12 protein-coding genes and 1 pseudogene are annotated in these 17,866 nt (G+C 56.7%); 12 read left to right on the forward strand and 1 reads right to left on the reverse strand.

Going from position 1 to position 17,866, the window contains the following annotated elements:
- Positions 1-252 precede the first annotated feature (252 nt).
- Positions 253-2,169 carry a S1C family serine protease gene (locus ADN00_RS05545; RefSeq protein ID WP_075061971.1) on the reverse strand — a complete coding sequence of 639 codons (1,917 nt, stop codon included), beginning with the start codon at positions 2,167-2,169 and terminating at the stop codon, positions 253-255.
- Positions 2,170-2,369: 200 nt separating this feature from the next.
- Between ADN00_RS05545 and cobS the strand changes: the two genes are divergently transcribed.
- From cobS to pfkB, 12 genes and pseudogenes are all read left to right on the forward strand, one after another.
- Positions 2,370-3,131 carry an adenosylcobinamide-GDP ribazoletransferase gene (gene cobS, locus ADN00_RS05550; protein WP_075061972.1) on the forward strand — a complete coding sequence of 254 codons (762 nt, stop codon included), beginning with the start codon at positions 2,370-2,372 and terminating at the stop codon, positions 3,129-3,131.
- 12 nt (positions 3,132-3,143) lie between these two features.
- Positions 3,144-3,950, forward strand: coding sequence for a cobamide remodeling phosphodiesterase CbiR (cbiR, locus tag ADN00_RS05555; RefSeq protein WP_075061973.1), 807 nt, complete (start codon positions 3,144-3,146; stop codon positions 3,948-3,950).
- Positions 3,947-4,504, forward strand: coding sequence for a bifunctional adenosylcobinamide kinase/adenosylcobinamide-phosphate guanylyltransferase (cobU, locus tag ADN00_RS05560; RefSeq protein WP_075061974.1), 558 nt, complete (start codon positions 3,947-3,949; stop codon positions 4,502-4,504). Before cbiR ends, cobU begins: the two co-directional genes overlap by 4 nt.
- Before the next feature lie 184 nt (positions 4,505-4,688).
- Complete coding sequence (locus ADN00_RS05565; RefSeq protein WP_075061975.1) at positions 4,689-6,953, forward strand: ABC transporter permease; 2,265 nt, start codon at positions 4,689-4,691, stop codon at positions 6,951-6,953.
- Between the two features lie 29 nt (positions 6,954-6,982).
- On the forward strand, positions 6,983-8,167 hold the full coding sequence (locus ADN00_RS05570; protein WP_075061976.1) for an HlyD family secretion protein: 1,185 nt from the start codon (positions 6,983-6,985) through the stop codon (positions 8,165-8,167).
- Between the two features lie 13 nt (positions 8,168-8,180).
- Positions 8,181-9,020, forward strand: a complete 840-nt coding sequence (locus ADN00_RS05575; protein WP_075061977.1) for an ABC transporter ATP-binding protein — start codon at positions 8,181-8,183, stop codon at positions 9,018-9,020.
- 248 nt (positions 9,021-9,268) lie between these two features.
- The gene (locus tag ADN00_RS05580; protein ID WP_075061978.1) at positions 9,269-10,816 is read left to right on the forward strand and encodes a BglG family transcription antiterminator; all 1,548 of its coding nucleotides are present in this window, start codon (positions 9,269-9,271) and stop codon (positions 10,814-10,816) included.
- Between the two features lie 135 nt (positions 10,817-10,951).
- Positions 10,952-12,447: pseudogene (locus tag ADN00_RS05585) on the forward strand (PTS mannitol transporter subunit IICB).
- Between the two features lie 149 nt (positions 12,448-12,596).
- Positions 12,597-13,025: a PTS sugar transporter subunit IIA gene (locus tag ADN00_RS05590; RefSeq protein ID WP_075061979.1), complete on the forward strand. Its 429-nt coding sequence runs from the start codon at positions 12,597-12,599 to the stop codon at positions 13,023-13,025.
- 36 nt (positions 13,026-13,061) lie between these two features.
- Positions 13,062-15,101: a phosphoenolpyruvate--protein phosphotransferase gene (gene ptsP, locus ADN00_RS05595; protein WP_075061980.1), complete on the forward strand. Its 2,040-nt coding sequence runs from the start codon at positions 13,062-13,064 to the stop codon at positions 15,099-15,101.
- Positions 15,102-15,181: 80 nt separating this feature from the next.
- A complete protein-coding gene (locus ADN00_RS05600) occupies positions 15,182-16,921 on the forward strand; it encodes an alcohol dehydrogenase catalytic domain-containing protein (RefSeq protein WP_075061981.1) in 1,740 nt (579 codons plus the stop codon).
- Positions 16,918-17,847: a 1-phosphofructokinase gene (gene pfkB, locus ADN00_RS05605; RefSeq protein WP_075061982.1), complete on the forward strand. Its 930-nt coding sequence runs from the start codon at positions 16,918-16,920 to the stop codon at positions 17,845-17,847. Before ADN00_RS05600 ends, pfkB begins: the two co-directional genes overlap by 4 nt.
- The last annotated feature ends 19 nt before the right edge of the window (positions 17,848-17,866 follow it).

Genomic DNA, 17,866 nt, shown 5'->3' on the forward strand with positions numbered 1-17,866 from the left:
CGAGGGCAGCGCCCTCAGCCGAGATGAAATGGCAAACTTTTGCCAGAAAACGGCAAACAACCAAACAGGCGTGTCCTAAAAAACGGAATATTTACAGGCTGCCAATCGTCATCGGAAATCCTACATGCTTTCTTTTTGGAATGACCATCTGCGAGTATCTTATCACAGATTCGGGAGAATTTGTATGGCCTGGAGAATAGAAACCACCCTGCCCGGCTGGGCAGGGTGGCATTTCAGGCTGGTTGGTCCAGCTTATGGCTGGCGGACGGTAAAGTTATCGAAGCCGACCACAATGCTGGGCTGGTCGAAAGTGCCGGCAATCAGACCCACATCTCCCGAGCGGTGCGAGGAATCTTGAACCTCTGCCAGCACCATGTTGTTGACGGCCAGCATCAAACGGTTGCCGTTGCAAGTCGCGGTGATCTGGGTAGGCTGACCGGTGGGGATCATCTCTGAGTAGGTCCAGGTTTCCGAGGTGAGCGGAAAGTATTCTCCGTTGAGATATTTGTAGATGATGAAGTACCCGTCTTCGCTGATTTCCAGACCGTAGAAATTCTGGTTGTCAACATAGCGGCAAATCAGCCCATAATCACCTACGCCGGTGGGGTTGAGCACGTTGGCGTCGACGGTTACCGCCACATCTTGCAGAGACTGGCCGGCTGTAGACCAGATCAGGTATTGGGTGGTGTCTACCTGAATGTAATATTGACCATCATAATATCCCACCGCACCATCCTGGGTGTCGCTCTCTTGCCAGTCACCAGAGGTGCTGTTGAAATCTTCGGAATAAATCACGCCGCCGGTGGGGTTGATCTCTTCCGCAGGCGCGACACCCGCTTCAGCAATGCTCACTTCGCCGCGTCGGGCAGCATCAATGAGGGGCAGGGCCAGCTTCACCGGGCGCAGGGCATTGATGAAACCGCCCGTGGGCACGCAGGTGTCATTTTCGTCCACGCTGCCGTCGCGGTTGGTGTCTACCAGCACCCGGCAGTCCACATACTGGTCTTCACCGCCGTATCCCAGTTGGGTGGGGATGCCGATCAGAAAACCGTTCTGGTTGGCAGCCAGGCCGCCGCTGTTGCCGCCGGCAATGGTGGCTGAAGTTTTGATGAAAGCGCGGTTGCCATAGCCGCTTTCGGCGGTAAAACCGCTGACCTCACCGCTGGTGAGCGTAACAGTGTTGCCGCCAATGCCCGGATAGCCAATGATGGTGAGCGGCTCGCCCAGTTCCAGGGTGTCTGAATCACCCAACTGAACGAAGGGCAAATTCAAATTTTGCGGGTTGATCGGGTTTCCATTCAAGTCGCGGGAGATACGTATCACGGCGATGTCCAGCGCTTCGTCCGCCTGGAGCAGGTCGGCCAGGTACATGGGCACCGGGTCGCTGTCTGCGGTAGTGGAAAGCGAAATCACCAGGTCTTCAACTTTGAAATAGCGGTCAGAGAGTACCACATGCGCGTTGGAGAGGATGTAGCCGTCTGGGCTTATGATGGAGCCAGAGCCTGTCCAACCCACGGTTTGCTTTCCTTCCACGGTAACAACAGCGCTGATTTGCACCACGGCTTCATACGGGATCTTGGGATTGCGGAAGGTGGTGAAGGGCGCAAAAGTCGGCGCGGGAGCATTGGGTGCGGCTGGCGGTTGCGAAGGCGGCTGGGCGCTGGCCGCGCTGACCACCATGCGCACCTGGCTGGATTTGGTCTTTGTGCCGACCATGACATCCAGATCTCCGGTGAAATCGCCCTGGCGGGTCGCGATCATCTTGAATATGACCTGCTGAGAGTTTTTGGGGCTGAGAGTGATGGAAAACTGGTATCCGGTCGAATCGCTGTAATCCACCTGATTGGGGCTGGCAGGAATCACCTGTTGGACGGAAGCGGCCTGGGTAATCGCATCGGGCAGTTTAATTTCGCTAATTTTCAGCGCTTCTTCGCCCTCATTTCTCAGGTTCACAACCAGGTCGAAATCCTGGCCTTCTGAAACGGTCGCCGGAAGCTGGGGAACCACGACCAGCCCTTCCGGCTCAGCGCCAAAGATGCTGGCCAACACGCCAAAACCAAAGATCGCGACCAGTGATCCCACGCATAAGAGAGCGACAGCAATAATTCCGCAGGTGATCAAGCCGCGATTGGGCTTGTTCGCAGATGAAGGTAATGGATAGGATGACATAGATGATACCTCTCGATTTTAACCAAGCCGCCGGATGGATAGAACACTTACTTGCATTATAATCTTGCCAGATGTTGCAATAAAATCACCTGTATGATGTCCTTGCGCTCCAAACAGCGAGCATAACACCACATGAAGATGACTCCTTAAAGTTAATTGTACGTCGAAAACCGGCTGGAAGAATCATTGTTTTGTAAAAAATGGCTAAAAGATTTCATCTCGCTTCTTTCTTAAAAGGGTTCAGAACGGCGCTTGGTTTTCTAACCATTCTGCCGGTCCCCGCTGCCCCAGACGTGAATAACAAAGCATTGGCGGAGGCGCTGCCGTGGTTTCCGTGGGCGGGATGTATTGTCGGGGCGGCGGCGGCTGCTGCGGCTTATCTGCTGAGCCGCGTGTTCAGCCCGCTAACCGCTTCGGTGATGAGCGCGGCGGTGTGGGCGCTGATCACCGGCGGGCTGCATCTCGACGGACTGGCGGACTGCTGCGATGGGCTGCTGGTTTCTGCGCCGCGCGAACGGCGGCTTGAGATTATGAAAGATCCCCGGCTGGGCGGGTTTGGCGCGACGGGATTGTTTCTGTTTTTGCTGCTGAAAGTGGCGGTGCTGCAGACGGTTATCGAGAGATCCGCGTGGAGTGTGATTCTGCTGGCGGCGGCAGCCGGCCGCTCGGCGGTGTATCTGGCGCTCAGCCAGCCTTCTGCGCGGCCAGGCGGGTTGGGAGCGCAGGTGCGCAGCGGAGTGAGTTGGGCGGGCATTCTCTTTGGCCTGATACCGCTTATAGGGCTGGTTGTCTGGTTGGACTGGCCGGGATTGGGTGCAGCGGCAGCCGGCGGGCTGATGTGCGCGGGCGTTCTATGGCTGGCCAGGAACCGCATCGGGGGTGTAACTGGCGATGTGCATGGCATGATCATTGAGCTGGTTGAGGTGGTTGTTCTGTTGGTGTATCCACTTCTTTTGATATAGAGGAAAAAGCGCGTGCCTGGTAAATATCGCCTGGGAACCACATCGTATATCATGGAAGCCGGTTTGCTGGAGAACGCCCACTACCTGGCCGGAAAAGTGCAGGACATGGAACTGGTGCTGTTTGATCGGGAAGATGGACAGTGTAATCTTCCATCGGCGCAGGTGGTTTCGGCATTGAAACAAGCCGCTCAAGACAAAGACTTGAGCTATACCGTTCATTTGCCTGAAGACCTGAAATGGCAGAATGGGATCGGTGAACCGCATCCCTCCCTGGCAAAAGCGCGTAAGGCCATTCTGTCCACGCAAGATTTGCAGCCACTGGCCTATGTGACCCACCTGGATGGGCGCGGGGTGGACTGGCGAAGCCGGCAGGAGCGGAAGACCTGGGAAGACCAGGCGCTGAAGGCGTTGGAAAGGACGGCGGAATGGGCAGGGGGCTGGCAGCGGATTGCTTTGGAAAATCTGGAAGGCTTCCCGCTGCATTATCTCGATGGGGTCTTCGCACGCGTGCCGGTGAGCGCCTGCCTGGATATTGGCCACCTGTGGATAGACGGCTGGGATGCCGCCGCGGTGTTATCCAATGGGGTGGATTGGCCGCGGATACGGGTGGTGCACCTGCACGGCATCGCGCCGCAGGGCAGCGATCACCACTCACTGGTATTCCAATCGCACGCGGAATTGGTGGCCGTATTTGATCTGTTGGCTCGCAACCAGTTTTCGGGTGTGCTGACCCTGGAAGTCTTTGGCGAAGAGGATTTTTACTCTTCCTTGCAAATCGTTCAGAACGTGTTGGCAGCGCAAAAGGAAGGCGGACAATGACCCGGCATCTCACACTCATTCTGGGGGGCGCGCGTAGCGGGAAAAGCACCTACGCCGAAAAGTTGGCGGCAGGCTTGCAGCGCCCGGTAATTTACATCGCCACCGCCACGGCGGGTGACGCGGAAATGGAAGAACGCATTGCCAGCCACCGCGCCTCGCGCCCGGCGGACTGGGCAACGCTGGAAGCGTCGGCGCAAGTGGGGCGGGCGGTTGCCCAAAGCCCGCTTTCTGCAGATGTTTACCTTTTGGACTGCGTTACGCTGTGGGTCAGTAACGTGATTTTAAGCCTGCCTGAGCCGTATTCGGTCCAACAAGCGCAAGCAGCGATGGATGCGGAATTGGATGATCTGCTGGCGCAGATCGAGCAGCGGGGCGGCGAGTGGATTTTAGTGTCGAATGAGGTGGGGCTGGGGCTGGTGCCGGCCTACGAACTGGGCCGGCTCTACCGCGACACGCTGGGGAGAGCGAACCAGCGCCTGGCGGCTGCCGCTGACCGCGTGATCTTTATGGTTGCCGGCCTGCCCATGCAGGTCAAGCCGGGCAGTTTGGCTTAAAATCGGCGCGAATCCACCTGCCCGTTTCCCCCCGGGACTATTTTTTCTTCCGGTTTTTTTCTTCTAAAAATCCCATTTCATAGGCGAAATAACCCGTGGAAGAAGAAGCTGCTGGAGAGCGCGGATTCTCATATATAATCAAATAAGCGGCAAGCAGGGATATTTGCGGTTTCCCGGGTGGCGTATGGAATGGTTGAAGTTCATCCTTAAAAACTTAAGCCGGCGAAGAACGCGCACGCTCTTGACGGTGTTGGGAATCAGCGTGGGTGTCGCGTCGATTATTGGCCTGGGGGCGATGGCCGATGGATTGAAGGCTGGCTATGACTCGATGATCTCAGGCAGCAATGCAGACCTGGTGATCAGCCAGCCGGATGCCATGGACATCAGCATGAGTTCCGTGGATGAGCGTGTAGGTGAGAAAGTGACCAGCATGCCAGAAGTTTCCGAAGTCGCCGGCATGCTGGAAGGGTTTGCGCAAACCGAAGGCGTGCCTTACTTTTTCATTTTTGGATACCCGCTCGACAGTTTCCTTTTGGACCGGTTTCAAATTATTGAGGGCGTCAGCATTGCCGACCGGCAGGCGCAGCGCATGCGCGGCACGCCGATTATGATTGGCTCTTCCGCAGCGGAGTCGCTCAAGAAGTCAACCGGCGAAACAATCCGTCTTGGCAGCTCGGTTTACCGCATTGTGGGGATTTATCAGACCGGGGACGGCTTTGAAGACGCCGGCGGGATTGTGGAGATCGCAGAAGCGCAAACCCTGCTGGGAAAGCAAAACAAAGTCAGCCTGTACTACATCAAGTTAAAGGACCCATCCGCGCGGCAACAGGTGATTGAGCGGGTGGAGCGTTTGTGGCCCGACCTTTCGGTGGGAACCACCGCGGAATTTTCGGACGCCCAGGTTCTGGATGATTTCATGCAGGGCTATGTGTGGGTGATCGCCGGACTGGCGATCGTTTTGGGCGGAGTTGGCATGATGAATGCCCAGCTGATGTCGGTTTTCGAGCGCACACGCGAGATTGGTGTTTTGCGCGCGGTCGGCTGGTCTCACCGGCGGGTGCTGTTCATGATCTTGAGCGAATCGGTGATCGTGTGCCTGGCCGGTGGTTTGCTGGGCATTCTGTGGGGCTATCTGATTATGCTGACGATTGGCAACAACCCGGCAATTTTTGGCGCAGGCAGTACCAACATCACCACCGGGTTGATTCTACAGTCACTGCTGGTGGTTTTTTTGCTGGGCATAGCCGGTGGACTTTACCCGGCCTGGCGCGCCAGCCGGCTGCAGCCGGTTGAGGCGCTGCGTTATGAAGGTGGCAGCGCGGGTGAGCAGGTACACCGGCTGCCCGTGGGCGGCATGGCGCTGCAAAGTCTCTGGCAGCGCACCACGCGAACTATTCTGACCCTGACCGTGATTGGCCTGACGGTGGGTTCGATTATGGCGTTGGAAGGGGTGGTCAACGGCGCCGCTGATGAGATGAATCAGATCGCCCTGGGGGCAAACGCAGAAATTATGGCCCGCCAGGCGGATATCGCCGACACCAGCACCAGCGCGATTGATGAGCGCGCGGGAGAGAAAATTGCCGCCATGCCCGAAGTAGAGCATATCAGCGGCATTATGTTCACGGCGGTGATGCTGCCCGAGAACGGCAGTTTCTTTATCTTGCAGGGGTATTCACCGCGGGAATATGCCATCCGCCGCTTCCGGATTGAAGAAGGGACCACCCTTACTGCCAATCACCAGATCATCATTGGAAAGACAATCGCCGAGGCGTTAAACAAAGAAGTGGGCCAAACGCTCGACCTCTCAGGCACACGCTTCAAGATCGTGGGCATTTATACCTCCAGCGTCTCTTGGGAAGGATTGGGCGGGGTGGTTACGTTGAGAGACGCGCAAACCTTTATGGGCAGACCGCGCAAGGTTACCCTGTTTTCGATTAAATTGCGCGATCCATCGCAGGCAAAAGCGGTGGTTGAAAAAATCAACCGCGAAATTCCAGATGTGCACGCCGCTTTGAGCGGTGAGTTCGCCAGTCAGATGCCAGACATGGAAGCCATGGACGCGATTATGGCCGGCATCTCATTTTTGGCAATTGGCGTGGGCGGTTTGGGTGTGATGAATACCATGCTGATGGCGGTCATGGAACGCACCCGCGAAATTGGGGTGCTGCGCGCGTTGGGCTGGCGGCGGCGCTCCATTCTGCTGATGATTATGAAAGAAGCTTTGCTGTTGGCTGGACTGGGCGCGCTGGCTGGCATTCTGATCGCTTTTGGCCTGGTGGTCCTGATTCAAATGGAACCCAGCATGGGGCAGGCAATGCAAGCGAGTTGGAACGTGAGGATTTTTATTCGGGCGATTTTGGTTGCATTGATTTTAGGTGGAGTGGGCGGGTTGTACCCGGCTTATCGCGCAACACGGCTTCAACCGGTGGAAGCCCTGCGCTATGAATAATCCATAATCACTGGGTAGAGGTGGCGGCGATGAAAAAGCAAACCTATCTTCTCTTGGCTCTGGCATTCATCATGTTTTTCACAGCTGGGTGTAGTCAAAAGACTCAAGCCACACCAACCGTGGACCCCGCGCTGCTGGAAGATTTTTCCCCGGTGGTGACCGCCACGGGGGTGGTTGTGCCGGCCCAATGGGCTACCCTCAGCCTTTCCAGCGCGGGTGTGGTGGATGAATTTATGGTGGCGGAAGGTGACACCGTTGAGCAGGGTCAAGTACTCCTGGTTTTGGGTGGCAATGAAGCGGCGCAGGCAGCTGTTGCTGGCGCGCAGCTTGAGTTGTTAAGCGCAACCAAGGCTCACGATGACCTGGTTGCCAACCATGAGGTGATCCGCGCTCAGGCAGAATTAGAGCTGGCCCAGGCAAAGATCGCGTTGAATGACGCCGAAAAGGAGCGCGAGCGCAAGAATTTTCGGCGGGCCGGTAACGCCACCATCGACGGGCTTCGGGCTGATTTTGTGCTGGCAAAAGAGGCGCTGGATAACGCGGAAGAGGCTTTTGAAGGCGTGGCAGACCGCGATGAGGATGACGCCATCCGCGCGCAGGCGTTGAGCGCGCTTTCCAACGCCCGCAAGGCTTATGACCGGGCTTTGCAGAATTTGAATTACGCGTTGGGCTTGCCGGATGCGGAAGAAGTGCAAGAAGCCGAGGCGAAATTGGCGCTGGCGCAGGCCAGGTTGGAGAAGGCTCAGGTTGACTACGATAAGGTGAAAGACGGCCCCGACCCCGAACAATTGGCCATTGCCGAGGCTAGAGTTGAAAACGCCCAAAAACAACTGGCTTCTGCCCAGAAAACCCTGCAAGATCAGACGCTCACCGCGCCCTTCGCCGGGGTGGTCAGCCGGCTGTATCTGCGGGAACAGGAATGGGGCATGGCCGGTCAGCCGGTACTGCAAATCGCCGACCTGGCAAACCTGCGCGTGGAAACCACCGATTTGAGCGAGATTGACGTGGCCTCTGTTTCGGTGGGTGATACGGCGGCGATTACCTTTGACGCCTTGCCCGACGTGGTGGTGGAAGGGGTTGTTCAGCAGATCGCCCCCCGCGCGGATGAAGGCTCTGGGGTGAATTATAAGGTCGTGCTGGAATTGAACACGATCCCCGCCGGGCTGCGCTGGGGGATGACCGCCTTTGTGGATATTGAAATCGGCGATTCGTAGGGAAAAAGCAAGCATGGAAAACCAATCTGAATGGGTGATTGAGACCCAAGACTTGACGCGCATCTATGGCGACGGTGATGAAATCCGCGCCCTGGATGGAGTATCACTGCGCATCCGGCATGGCGAGCTGGTTTCGGTGATGGGACCCAGTGGAAGCGGAAAAAGCACGCTGCTGAATGTGATTGGCGCGCTGGACCTGCCGACCAGCGGTAATGTGTTTATCGATGGGATTGCCTTGAGCCAGATCACCAATAAAGACGATTTTCGCGCGAAAAAAGTGGGCTTTGTCTTTCAACTGCATAATTTGCTGCCCACTTTGACGGCACGTGAAAATATTGAGGTGCCGATGATGGCGCACATGGGTCCGGCTGCCCGCAAAGCGCGCTCTGAAGAGCTGCTGACACTGGTTGGCCTGGCAGACCGCAAGAATCACCTGCCGGGGCAGCTTTCGGGCGGGCAGCGGCAGCGGGTGGCCATCGCGCGCGCGCTGGCCAATAACCCTCCGATTGTGCTGGCAGACGAACCAACCGGCTCGCTGGATACAACCAACGGCCAGGAGTTGATGCACCTGCTGCGCGACCTGAACCGCACTCAGGGGACCACCTTTGTGGTGGTGACGCACGACCTTTCGGTAGCCCGTCAGACCAACCGCGTGATTGTGATGAAAGACGGCCGGATCGACCGTGAGGATATCATCGGCAACCCCATCGAGGAGGATTTCAAAATCTGGCGGCACTCCGTTTTAGGGAAAGATATTCTGGAGGGCGGAGAGAACGCCCTGGATCTGCTCAATATCACTCCCGAAGAGCTGGAATCCATCCGCAATTTTCTGAGCCAGCACGATAAGCAGTAATGCTTTTGGGTAGCAGGGAGCTGGAGCCGTGCAAAAAAAAATCGCCCGATGAGGCGATTTTTTTGCAATAGAGAGGTGACTACCCCGGCAAAAGGGGATAATTTTGTTAAAATGAGATTAACGAATAGTAAAGAATTGTATTGACTGAGTGAACAAAAGGTGCTTTTATTCAATGCGCATTCAAGCTGGAATTTCCTACAATAAGATCAGATATTTACCCCGCAATGTTTGGAAGCGTACATAAAGTGATGATCACGCTCACAACCCGCCAGCGAGATATTCTAAAAGTGGTTTTGGACGCCAACCGGCCGGTCAGCTCGGTTGAACTGGCGGAAATGTTTAACCTGTCTGCCCGGCAGGTGAGTTACAGTATGCAGGGGGTCAAGGTCTGGCTGCAAGAGCATAAGCAGTCTCTGAACGTTGTTCCAGGTGTTGGCTTTTCTATTCCGGCCACCCCCGAGCAATCGAAGAACCTCTTCCAGGAACTCAGCGCTGCTTCCAAAGTGCAAATCGTACTATCGGTGAGCCAGCGGCAGCAGTTGTTGACTTTGTTCTTATTGACGCAGTCTCAGCCGTTTATTTTGTCTCAATTTGAGACGCTCACCCAGGTCTCGCGTATGACCCTGCTAAAGGACCTGGATTTGATCGAAAGCTGGCTGAAACACGAAAATGTAAGCCTCATCCGCAAGCCGCACTACGGAATTCAGGTAAGTGGGGAAGAGCGCGACTGTCTGCAGGCTTTGGCCAAAGTGCTGTGGAATGAGACCCCTTTCAGCGAAGACCCGATCACCGAGATCACGCATGCCGAAGGATTGGTGTTCAACCTACGCGGTGACGCGGCTTTGCTGCCGCTGGTTGAATACGCCAATCAGTTTCTTTCCAAGATCAATATGCGCCGCGCCATTGGCCTGGTGGCAAAATCGGAAGAGCAGTTGGGCGGGCGCTTCACGGATGACGCTGTGATGCATCTGGCTCTGGTGTTCGCGGTTCTGTCGCGGCGCGTGCAGTCCGGCTATCATCTCACGGTTGCTGAAGAACTGGTCAACACTTTGCAGGCGTCAACGATATGGCCGGTGGCGGCTTATGTGGCCCGGCATTTGGGGCGCGATACCAGTTCGTCGTGGGAAGCTGGCGATGTGGCGGCGGTGGCAATGGAAATGCTGGCCGCGCCGCGCAATGACATTCTGCCGGGAGAACTGGAGCGCGATGGAGATTTCTCTACACTGGTGGAGCGTTTGATGATCTCGATCAGCGAGGCGTTTGAGATTTCCAAAATGAAGTACGACCGCACCCTGCAAAACGGATTGCTGAACAATATTGTTCCTGCGTGCTACCGGCAGCGTTATCACTTGTGGTTTCCGCGGGTATTAAACGCGGCCAGCCTGCCGGACCAATATGAGCGCGAGCACACCATTGCGCTGCAAGTGGCGCGCATGGTGCAAGAACACACGGGTGTGGATTTGCCGCAGAGTGAAATTAACAACCTGGTGGTGTTGCTGCGCGCCGCCTTCATTCGCAACCGCACCTACCGCTTTGACCGCATCATTGTTGTCTGCCCCAGCGGAATGGCTACCGCGCAGCTGCTGGTGGCGCGGCTGACCGCACGCTTCCCTTATCTCATAAAGCTGGAAGTGATTTCGCTGCGCGACCTGACCCCCACGCTGGTGGCCTCGGCCGATCTGATTTTGACAACAGTTCCGCTGCCCCGGCAGTTCGCCGGCAGCTCAAATGTGATCCAGGTGCATCCCTTGTTGATGCCCGAAGATATTGAAACCATTACAAAGTTTTTGAGCTGACAGATTTTAACCTTTCGGTTATTGCGTAACGTGCTGAACGTTACCTGTAATGTGGAGACAAGCCCAGAGTCTCCTGGAATTAATCCTTGCCTGAAGCATCAGGCTCATACAAAATCCTGAAAGGAGAGAGTATATATGCGAGAGAAGTTACAACAAGTTGGAGGTTTCCTGGCCGGGATGGTCATTCCCAACATGGGCGCGTTCATCGCCTGGGGCTTGATCACTGCGTTGTTCATCCCCACCGGCTGGATTCCGAACGAGACGTTTGCCAAGCTGGTAGGTCCGATGATCACTTACCTGCTTCCCCTGCTCATTGGTTATATGGGCGGTAAGATGGTGCATGACGTGCGCGGTGGTATTGTCGGCGCGGCGGCCACGATGGGTGTTGTGGTTGGCGCTGAGATCCCCATGTTCCTGGGCGGCATGATCATGGGCCCTCTGGGCGGCTGGTTGATGAAGAAAATCGACGAAGCGCTGGAAGATAAAATTCCGGTGGGCTTTGAGATGTTGGTCAACAACTTCTCGGCTGGCTTCTTGATTGTCGGCCTTGCGCTGCTTGGCTTTGTGGTGGTCAGCCCGGTGGTTACCGGCATCAGCAACGCGGCTGGCGCGGCGGTAGACTGGCTGGTTGACGCCCGCTTGCTGCCTTTGGCTGCCATCATTATTGAACCGGCGAAAGTGTTGTTCTTGAACAATGCCCTCAACCATGGCGTGTTAGGCCCGCTGGGTGTGGCTGCCGCTGAAGAAACGGGGCGCGCGCTGCACTTCCTGCTCGAGACCAACCCCGGTCCCGGCCTGGGTCTGCTGGTTGCCTTCTATGTGGCGGGCAAGGGAATGTTGAAAGATTCGGCTCCGGGTTCGATGATCATTCACTTCTTGGGCGGCATTCATGAGATTTATTTCCCATTTGTGCTGGCTCACCCGATCATGATCGTGGCGATGATCGCCGGCGGTTTCGCGGCGGATCTGTGGTTCGTCATCTCCGGCGCGGGCCTGGTTGCCACTCCTTCGCCCGGTTCCATCTTTGCTTACCTGGCGGTTACCCCTCCCGGACAGCACTTCCCGGTTCTGATGGGTGTGTTGATTGGCGCGGTGGTTTCCTTCCTGGTCGGCGCGTTCATTCTGCGGGTCAACCCGGTGCGCGAAACTGAGGAAGAAGAAGAAGCTACCGGTGCTGTCAGCGCGGTTCCTGGTTTAGGGTCCAACTAAATCGGATTTTCACTGATCAAGCAGGTGCGGTAGCTTTCTCTAAAGAAATTATACACGCTATCGCACCTGCCTGGAACTCAGAAGGAGTCAAAATGTCCCAATCAATTTCTGCCAGCCAAGTCAATACCATTATTTTTGCCTGTGAAGCCGGAATGGGCTCAAGCCTGATGAGCGTGAATGCCCTGAAGAAGAAACTAAAAGCGGCGCAAGTCAAAGATGTTACCGTTGTGCATAAACCCGTCCGCGATATTCCCTCGGATGCTCAGGTGGTGGTTGTGCATAAAGGGCTTGCCAAAACAGCGCACGCCAAAGCGCCCAACGCGGTGATCGTGGCCTTCAATCACTTCCTCAATGACCCGATTTTCGATCAGCTCGTCAATGCAATGGTAACCAAGGCGGAAATTGTTGGCGCTGATTTCTAAGCAATGGATGTAACACGCCATTATAAAAATCAGTACTCAATTCATTATCTAGCTTGCTGAGCAGTACAGCGAAAAGTATTGACCAGCTTCTCCTGGGGAGGGGCGGGATGCTTGCGCACGCTGCGAGCGAGGACAGGCAGGTAACTACTATGGCTATCGTATCAAAAGAACGCATTTGCCTTCAGGCAAGCGCTATGGATAAGGAAGAAGCAATTCGCAAAGCGGGTGATTTACTGGTGGAATCGGGCTGTGTTTTACCCCCCTACATTGATGGAATGCTGGCTCGCGAGCAGTCCATGTCCACCAGCTTGGGAAACGGCGTTGCCATTCCGCACGGCGTGTATGAGAACCGCGATCACATTTTGAAGACCGGCATCTCTGTGCTGCAACTGCCTGACGGGGTGGACTGGGATGAAGATGAAAAGGTGTATCTGGTGATCGGCATTGCCGCCACCTCGGATGAGCATGTAGAAGTGCTCTCGAATCTGGCGGATGTAATTGATGACGAAAACAACCTGTCCGAACTGCTTTCCACCACCGATCCGGATGTGATCGTGAAATATCTGGGTGTGGGCTAGTCTCCGCGCGCCCGGTATGTAAATAAAAGAGTCTTTATGAAACAAATTGAACTTGTTATCCAGAACCAATCCGGTTTGCACGCCCGCCCTGCTAAAGTGCTGGTCAATCTGGCGAAGCGCTTTAAGTCGGACATCAGCCTTCAGCACGAGGCAAAACGCGCCAACGCGAAAAGCATGGTGTCTGTGCTGACCCTGGGCGCTGTGATGGGGAGCCGCATTCAAATTCAGGCGCAGGGAGAGGACGAAGAGCTGGCGATTGCTGAATTGGAAGCGGCCATTCGAAGCGGATTGGGGGATAACGATGAGGCTTACGCGCTTCCGCCAGCGGCCAAAGCAGAATCAAAGCCAGCCGCCCCCCCTGTACAGCCAAAGCCGCGGCAGAGCGAGCCTGGTTTGTTCCAGGGTCTTGGCGCCGCGCCGGGGATCGCCATTGGGCCGGTTTTTCACTACCAGGCCGAGGAACTGAACCTAGATGCGCTGAATGTTGAGCAGCGTGATTGTAAAGTTCGTTTTCTCGACGCGCTTGACCTAGCCAAAGAGCAGTTAGAGGCCCTTCACCGGCAGATGGTCGAGAAGAAGATGGCCGCCGAAGCTGCCATCTTTGAAGCGCACAAAGAACTGTTGGAAGATATCGATTTGGTGGACGCAGCACAGGCGCGCATAACCGCGGGAACCAGCCCGGCAAAAGCCTGGCAGTCGGTTGTGGATGAACAGGCGGCTGCGGTCGCCGCGTTAAAAGATCCGCTGCTGGCGGCCCGCGCCGATGACCTGCGCGATGTGGGTCAGCGTGTTTTGCGCCTGATGTTGGGGCTGGGTGAGAAGAGTATGGCTCTGCCTGAAACCCCGGTGGTGCTGCTCGCGCGGGAATTGTCGCCCAGCGATACGGCCTGCCTGGATGCGGAGCGGGTGCTGGGGTTTGGGCTGGTCAACGGCGGGCCAACTTCGCATATCGCCATTCTGGCGCGGGCGATGGGCCTGCCGGCAGTGGTGGGTCTGGATGAAGCCATGCTGGCTCTGGCGGAAAAAACCCCCGTGATTCTGAATGGGAATGATGGCGTATTGCGTGCCAGCCCAAGCGCTGAGGCTCTGATCCAGGCACAAGCCGCGCAGCAGCGTTGGCTGGAAAACCGCCTTGCGGCCCAGGAGAAAGCTTCTCTGCCAGCCGTCACGCTGGATGGATATCATGTGGATGTAACCGCCAATGCCGGTTCGGCGGCTAACGCGGTGGAAGCCTTGAAAATGGGCGCGGATGGCATTGGTTTGCTGCGCACAGAATTTCTGTTTTTAGAGCGCAGCGAGGCCCCCAGCGAAGAAGAGCAGTACGCGGTTTATCACACCATTGCGGAAACGATGAAAGAAAAACCGGTCATTGTGCGCACGCTGGATATTGGCGGGGACAAGCCCCTGCCCTATATTCAACTCAAAGCGGAAATGAACCCGTTCTTGGGCGAGCGCGGCGTGCGTCTGTGTCTGAACCGGCCTGAGTTGTTCCGCGAGCAGCTGCGCGCCATTTTGAGCGCCGCGCCGGCAGGGAATTTGCGCGTCATGTTCCCCATGGTGGGCGACGTGGAAGAGTTTCGCCAGGCGAAGGGCATGCTAGAAGAGCTGCGCCGAGAGTTGGGCGTGCCGCCCGTTCCGGTTGGAATCATGATCGAAGTGCCCTCGGCCGCGCTGCTGGCCGATAAGCTGGCACCGGAAATTGATTTCTTCTCAATTGGCACCAACGACCTGACCCAATACACATTGGCGGTTGACCGCGGCCATCCCTCGCTGGCAGCCAAACATGATGGTTTGCACCCGGCCGTGCTGCGCCTGATCGCGCATACCATTGAATCGGCGCACCGATTCGGCAAGCGCGCCGATATCTGCGGCGAACTGGGATCAGACCCGCTGGCGGTACCCGTGCTTTTAGGGCTTGGGATTGATGAGTTGAGCGTCAGCATCCCCGCAGTGGCGACAGTGAAAGCGCAGGTGCGTTCATTAACACATGCAGATTTGCAAACCCTGGCGCGCGAGGCGCTGGATTGCTCCACGGCGCAAGAAGTGCGCGCCCTGGTCAAAAAGAAACTTGGCTGAACCATTTTCAGGGCGAGTCTTCCGCTGGATCAGACAGCCCTGTTCTACCCTGTTTTTACTTGCCCGGAAAGGAAAATCTCATGGGTGAAAAATTTCAAGCATACCGGTCACTAGACTATTCGCTGCCAGACAAGACACTGGCCTGGAACCTGTACGGCGCGGGGCTCGAAAACATGGGCTGCGATGGCCAGCCCGAAGCCTTTGATGTGCCCGAACCCAATGATGACCAGATGCTGGTGCGCATCGACAGTGTGGGGGTTTGTTTCTCGGATATTAAAGTGCTCAAACAGGGCAGCGCCCACCCCAAGCTGTATAACCGCGATATGCGCCAGGAACCGACCCGTCTGGGCCATGAAGTATCCCTGACGGTGGTGAAAGTGGGCAAGAATTTAGCCGGCAATTACCATCCGGGCCAGCGGCTGGCGGTGCAGCCCGACATTTACCAGCAGGGCAAAAGCACGGCTTATGGTTACACCATTCCGGGCGGATTGGTGCAGTATCACCTGATTGGCAAGGAAGTGTTGGAAACCGACGCGGGGGCATGCTTGCTGCCGATGGCGGACAGCATGGGATACGCTGAGTCGTCGCTGCTGGAGCCTTGGGGCTGCGTGATGGCGGCTTACACCCAGCGCCGCCGGTTAACCCCCAAAGCAGGCGGCGTAATGTGGATGGTGGGGCAGCCGGGCGATGAGACGGTCTATACCTGCTCGCTGGCGCTGTCACCGTCGCGGATTGTGCTGAGCAATGTTCCGGCATCGATGCGTAAAATCGCGGAAGCCAGCGGAGCTGAGATCATCGAACGCGATGGGCTGACCCCGGCGGATTTCGACGCCTTGAAACAAGATGTTACGGATGGGCTCGGTTTTGATGACATTGTGGTTTTGAACCCCGGCTCGGCGGATGTGGTTGGCAAGATCGCGCGCCTGATCGCGCGCCGGGGGACCTGCAACCTGGTGGGTGCAAAGGCGCTGGATGGCCTGGTGGAAGTGGATTTAGGCCGCCTGCACTACGACTACATCGCCTTTGTCGGCACCAGCGGAACGGATATTGCCGCCGCGTATGGAGAAGCCCGCAACCGCTGCGAGCTGCGCCCTGGGGGTACCACGGTGTTTGTGGGCGCGGGCGGTCCGATGGGCCAGATGCACGTGCAACGCGCCCTGGAACTGCCCACCGGTCCGAAGCTGGTGATTGTAACCGAGATCAGCGACGAACGCTTGCAAACACTGCGCGATATGTTCCAGCCCCTGGCTGAGAAATATCAGCGCACCATACTGTATTTCAATCCGAATGCGTCGCAGCAGTCTTTCCATGCGTTTGTGATGGAATCCACGCAAGGTCAGGGGGCGGATGACGTGGTGGTGAGCGTGCCAGTTGCCGCCCTGATGGAAGAAGGCGGCGCGGTGATGAAACCGGACGGCATGCTGGTGTTGTTCGCGGGCGTACCCAACGGTACAATGGGTAAAGTTGACATGAGCAATGTGTATTTATCCAACGCTCAGTATACCGGCACATCCGGTCTGACGATAGACGACCAGTCTCTGGTGATGGAGCGGCGGGTCGCCGGAACCCTTTCGCCGGGCAGATCAGTGGCAGCCATTGGCGGTTTGGAAACCGCGCCCGAAGCGATCCGCTCGGTGATGGAAGGCCGCTATCCCGGCAAGGTGGTCGTTTTCCCACAGCTTTCCAATTTGCCACTCATGGCGTTGAAAGAGCTGCCGGAGAAACTGCCCGAAGTGGCGGCAAAATTGGGTGAAAATTTGATGTGGACCAACGAGGCTGAAGAAGTGCTGATTGAGAAATATTGGGAAAAACCGGAATGATCTATACCCTCACACTTAACCCAGCGGTTGACCGCGAATTGACCGTGCCAGAAGTGGTGTATGATGCCGTGCTGCGCGCCAGCAGCTCGCGCGTGGATTTTGGCGGAAAAGGCTTCAATGTCTCCCGGCTGCTAAAGGGATTGGGCGTAACCAGCACAGCGGTTGGCTTTGTGGGCGGAAAAGCGGGTGAACTGCTGCAAGACGGCCTGCGCTCGCTGGGAATTGAAACCGGTTTTGTGTGGGTAGACGGCGAAACACGCACCAACATCTCCATTGTTACCCAGGCCGGGGGGCATTATATCAAGGTCAATGAGCAGGGCCCGTTTGTTGATGAGGCCAAACAGCTTGAACTGCTGGAGCTGATTGGCACGCTGGCCCAACCAGGTGACTGGTGGGTGCTGGCAGGCAGCCTGCCGCCCGGCGTTGCCCCCGATTTTTACGCGCGGGTGATTCGGGCGCTTAACACGCGCCAGGCCCAGGCTGTGCTGGACACGGGCGGCGAGTCGCTGCGCGCGGGCTGCGCGGAACGGCCTTTTCTGGCAAAACCCAACACCGAAGAAGCCCGTGCCCTGACCGGAATGCCAATGGATACCCTGGAGCAGGTTTCGCTGGCAGCCGCCGAAATCCGCCGCATGGGCGCGCAGAATGTGGTGGTCTCGATGGGCAAGCAGGGCGCTTTGCTGCAAACCGACCGGGAAACCTGCCTGGTTCACAGTCCTAAAGTCACCGAGAAAAATCCGATTGGTGCCGGCGATTCGATGGTGGGTGGCCTGGTTTGGGCATTGACCCAGGGATTCGGTTTGAAGGAGTCGCTGGGGTGGGGGGTGGCCAGCGGCGCTGCCACAGCCAGCTTGAGCGGCACCGAAGTTGGCTCGCGGGCGTTGATTGAATCGCTATTATCACAGGTGGTTTACCAATCCCTGTGAGCGGGATCGTTCTTTTTGA

This window comes from Ornatilinea apprima (assembly GCF_001306115.1).
Taxonomy (GTDB): domain Bacteria; phylum Chloroflexota; class Anaerolineae; order Anaerolineales; family Anaerolineaceae; genus Ornatilinea; species Ornatilinea apprima.

Excerpts from the sequence above, each read along its gene's own strand:
- ADN00_RS05545 (WP_075061971.1), bottom strand. The coding sequence starts at position 2,169 with ATGTCATCCTATCCATTACCTTCATCTGCGAACAAGCCCAATCGCGGC.
- cobS (WP_075061972.1), top strand. The coding sequence starts at position 2,370 with ATGGCTAAAAGATTTCATCTCGCTTCTTTCTTAAAAGGGTTCAGAACG.
- cobU (WP_075061974.1), top strand. The coding sequence starts at position 3,947 with ATGACCCGGCATCTCACACTCATTCTGGGGGGCGCGCGTAGCGGGAAA.
- ADN00_RS05565 (WP_075061975.1), top strand. The coding sequence starts at position 4,689 with ATGGAATGGTTGAAGTTCATCCTTAAAAACTTAAGCCGGCGAAGAACG.
- ADN00_RS05570 (WP_075061976.1), top strand. The coding sequence starts at position 6,983 with ATGAAAAAGCAAACCTATCTTCTCTTGGCTCTGGCATTCATCATGTTT.
- ADN00_RS05575 (WP_075061977.1), top strand. The coding sequence starts at position 8,181 with ATGGAAAACCAATCTGAATGGGTGATTGAGACCCAAGACTTGACGCGC.
- ADN00_RS05580 (WP_075061978.1), top strand. The coding sequence starts at position 9,269 with ATGATCACGCTCACAACCCGCCAGCGAGATATTCTAAAAGTGGTTTTG.
- ADN00_RS05590 (WP_075061979.1), top strand. The coding sequence starts at position 12,597 with ATGGCTATCGTATCAAAAGAACGCATTTGCCTTCAGGCAAGCGCTATG.
- ptsP (WP_075061980.1), top strand. The coding sequence starts at position 13,062 with ATGAAACAAATTGAACTTGTTATCCAGAACCAATCCGGTTTGCACGCC.
- ADN00_RS05600 (WP_075061981.1), top strand. The coding sequence starts at position 15,182 with ATGGGTGAAAAATTTCAAGCATACCGGTCACTAGACTATTCGCTGCCA.
- pfkB (WP_075061982.1), top strand. The coding sequence starts at position 16,918 with ATGATCTATACCCTCACACTTAACCCAGCGGTTGACCGCGAATTGACC.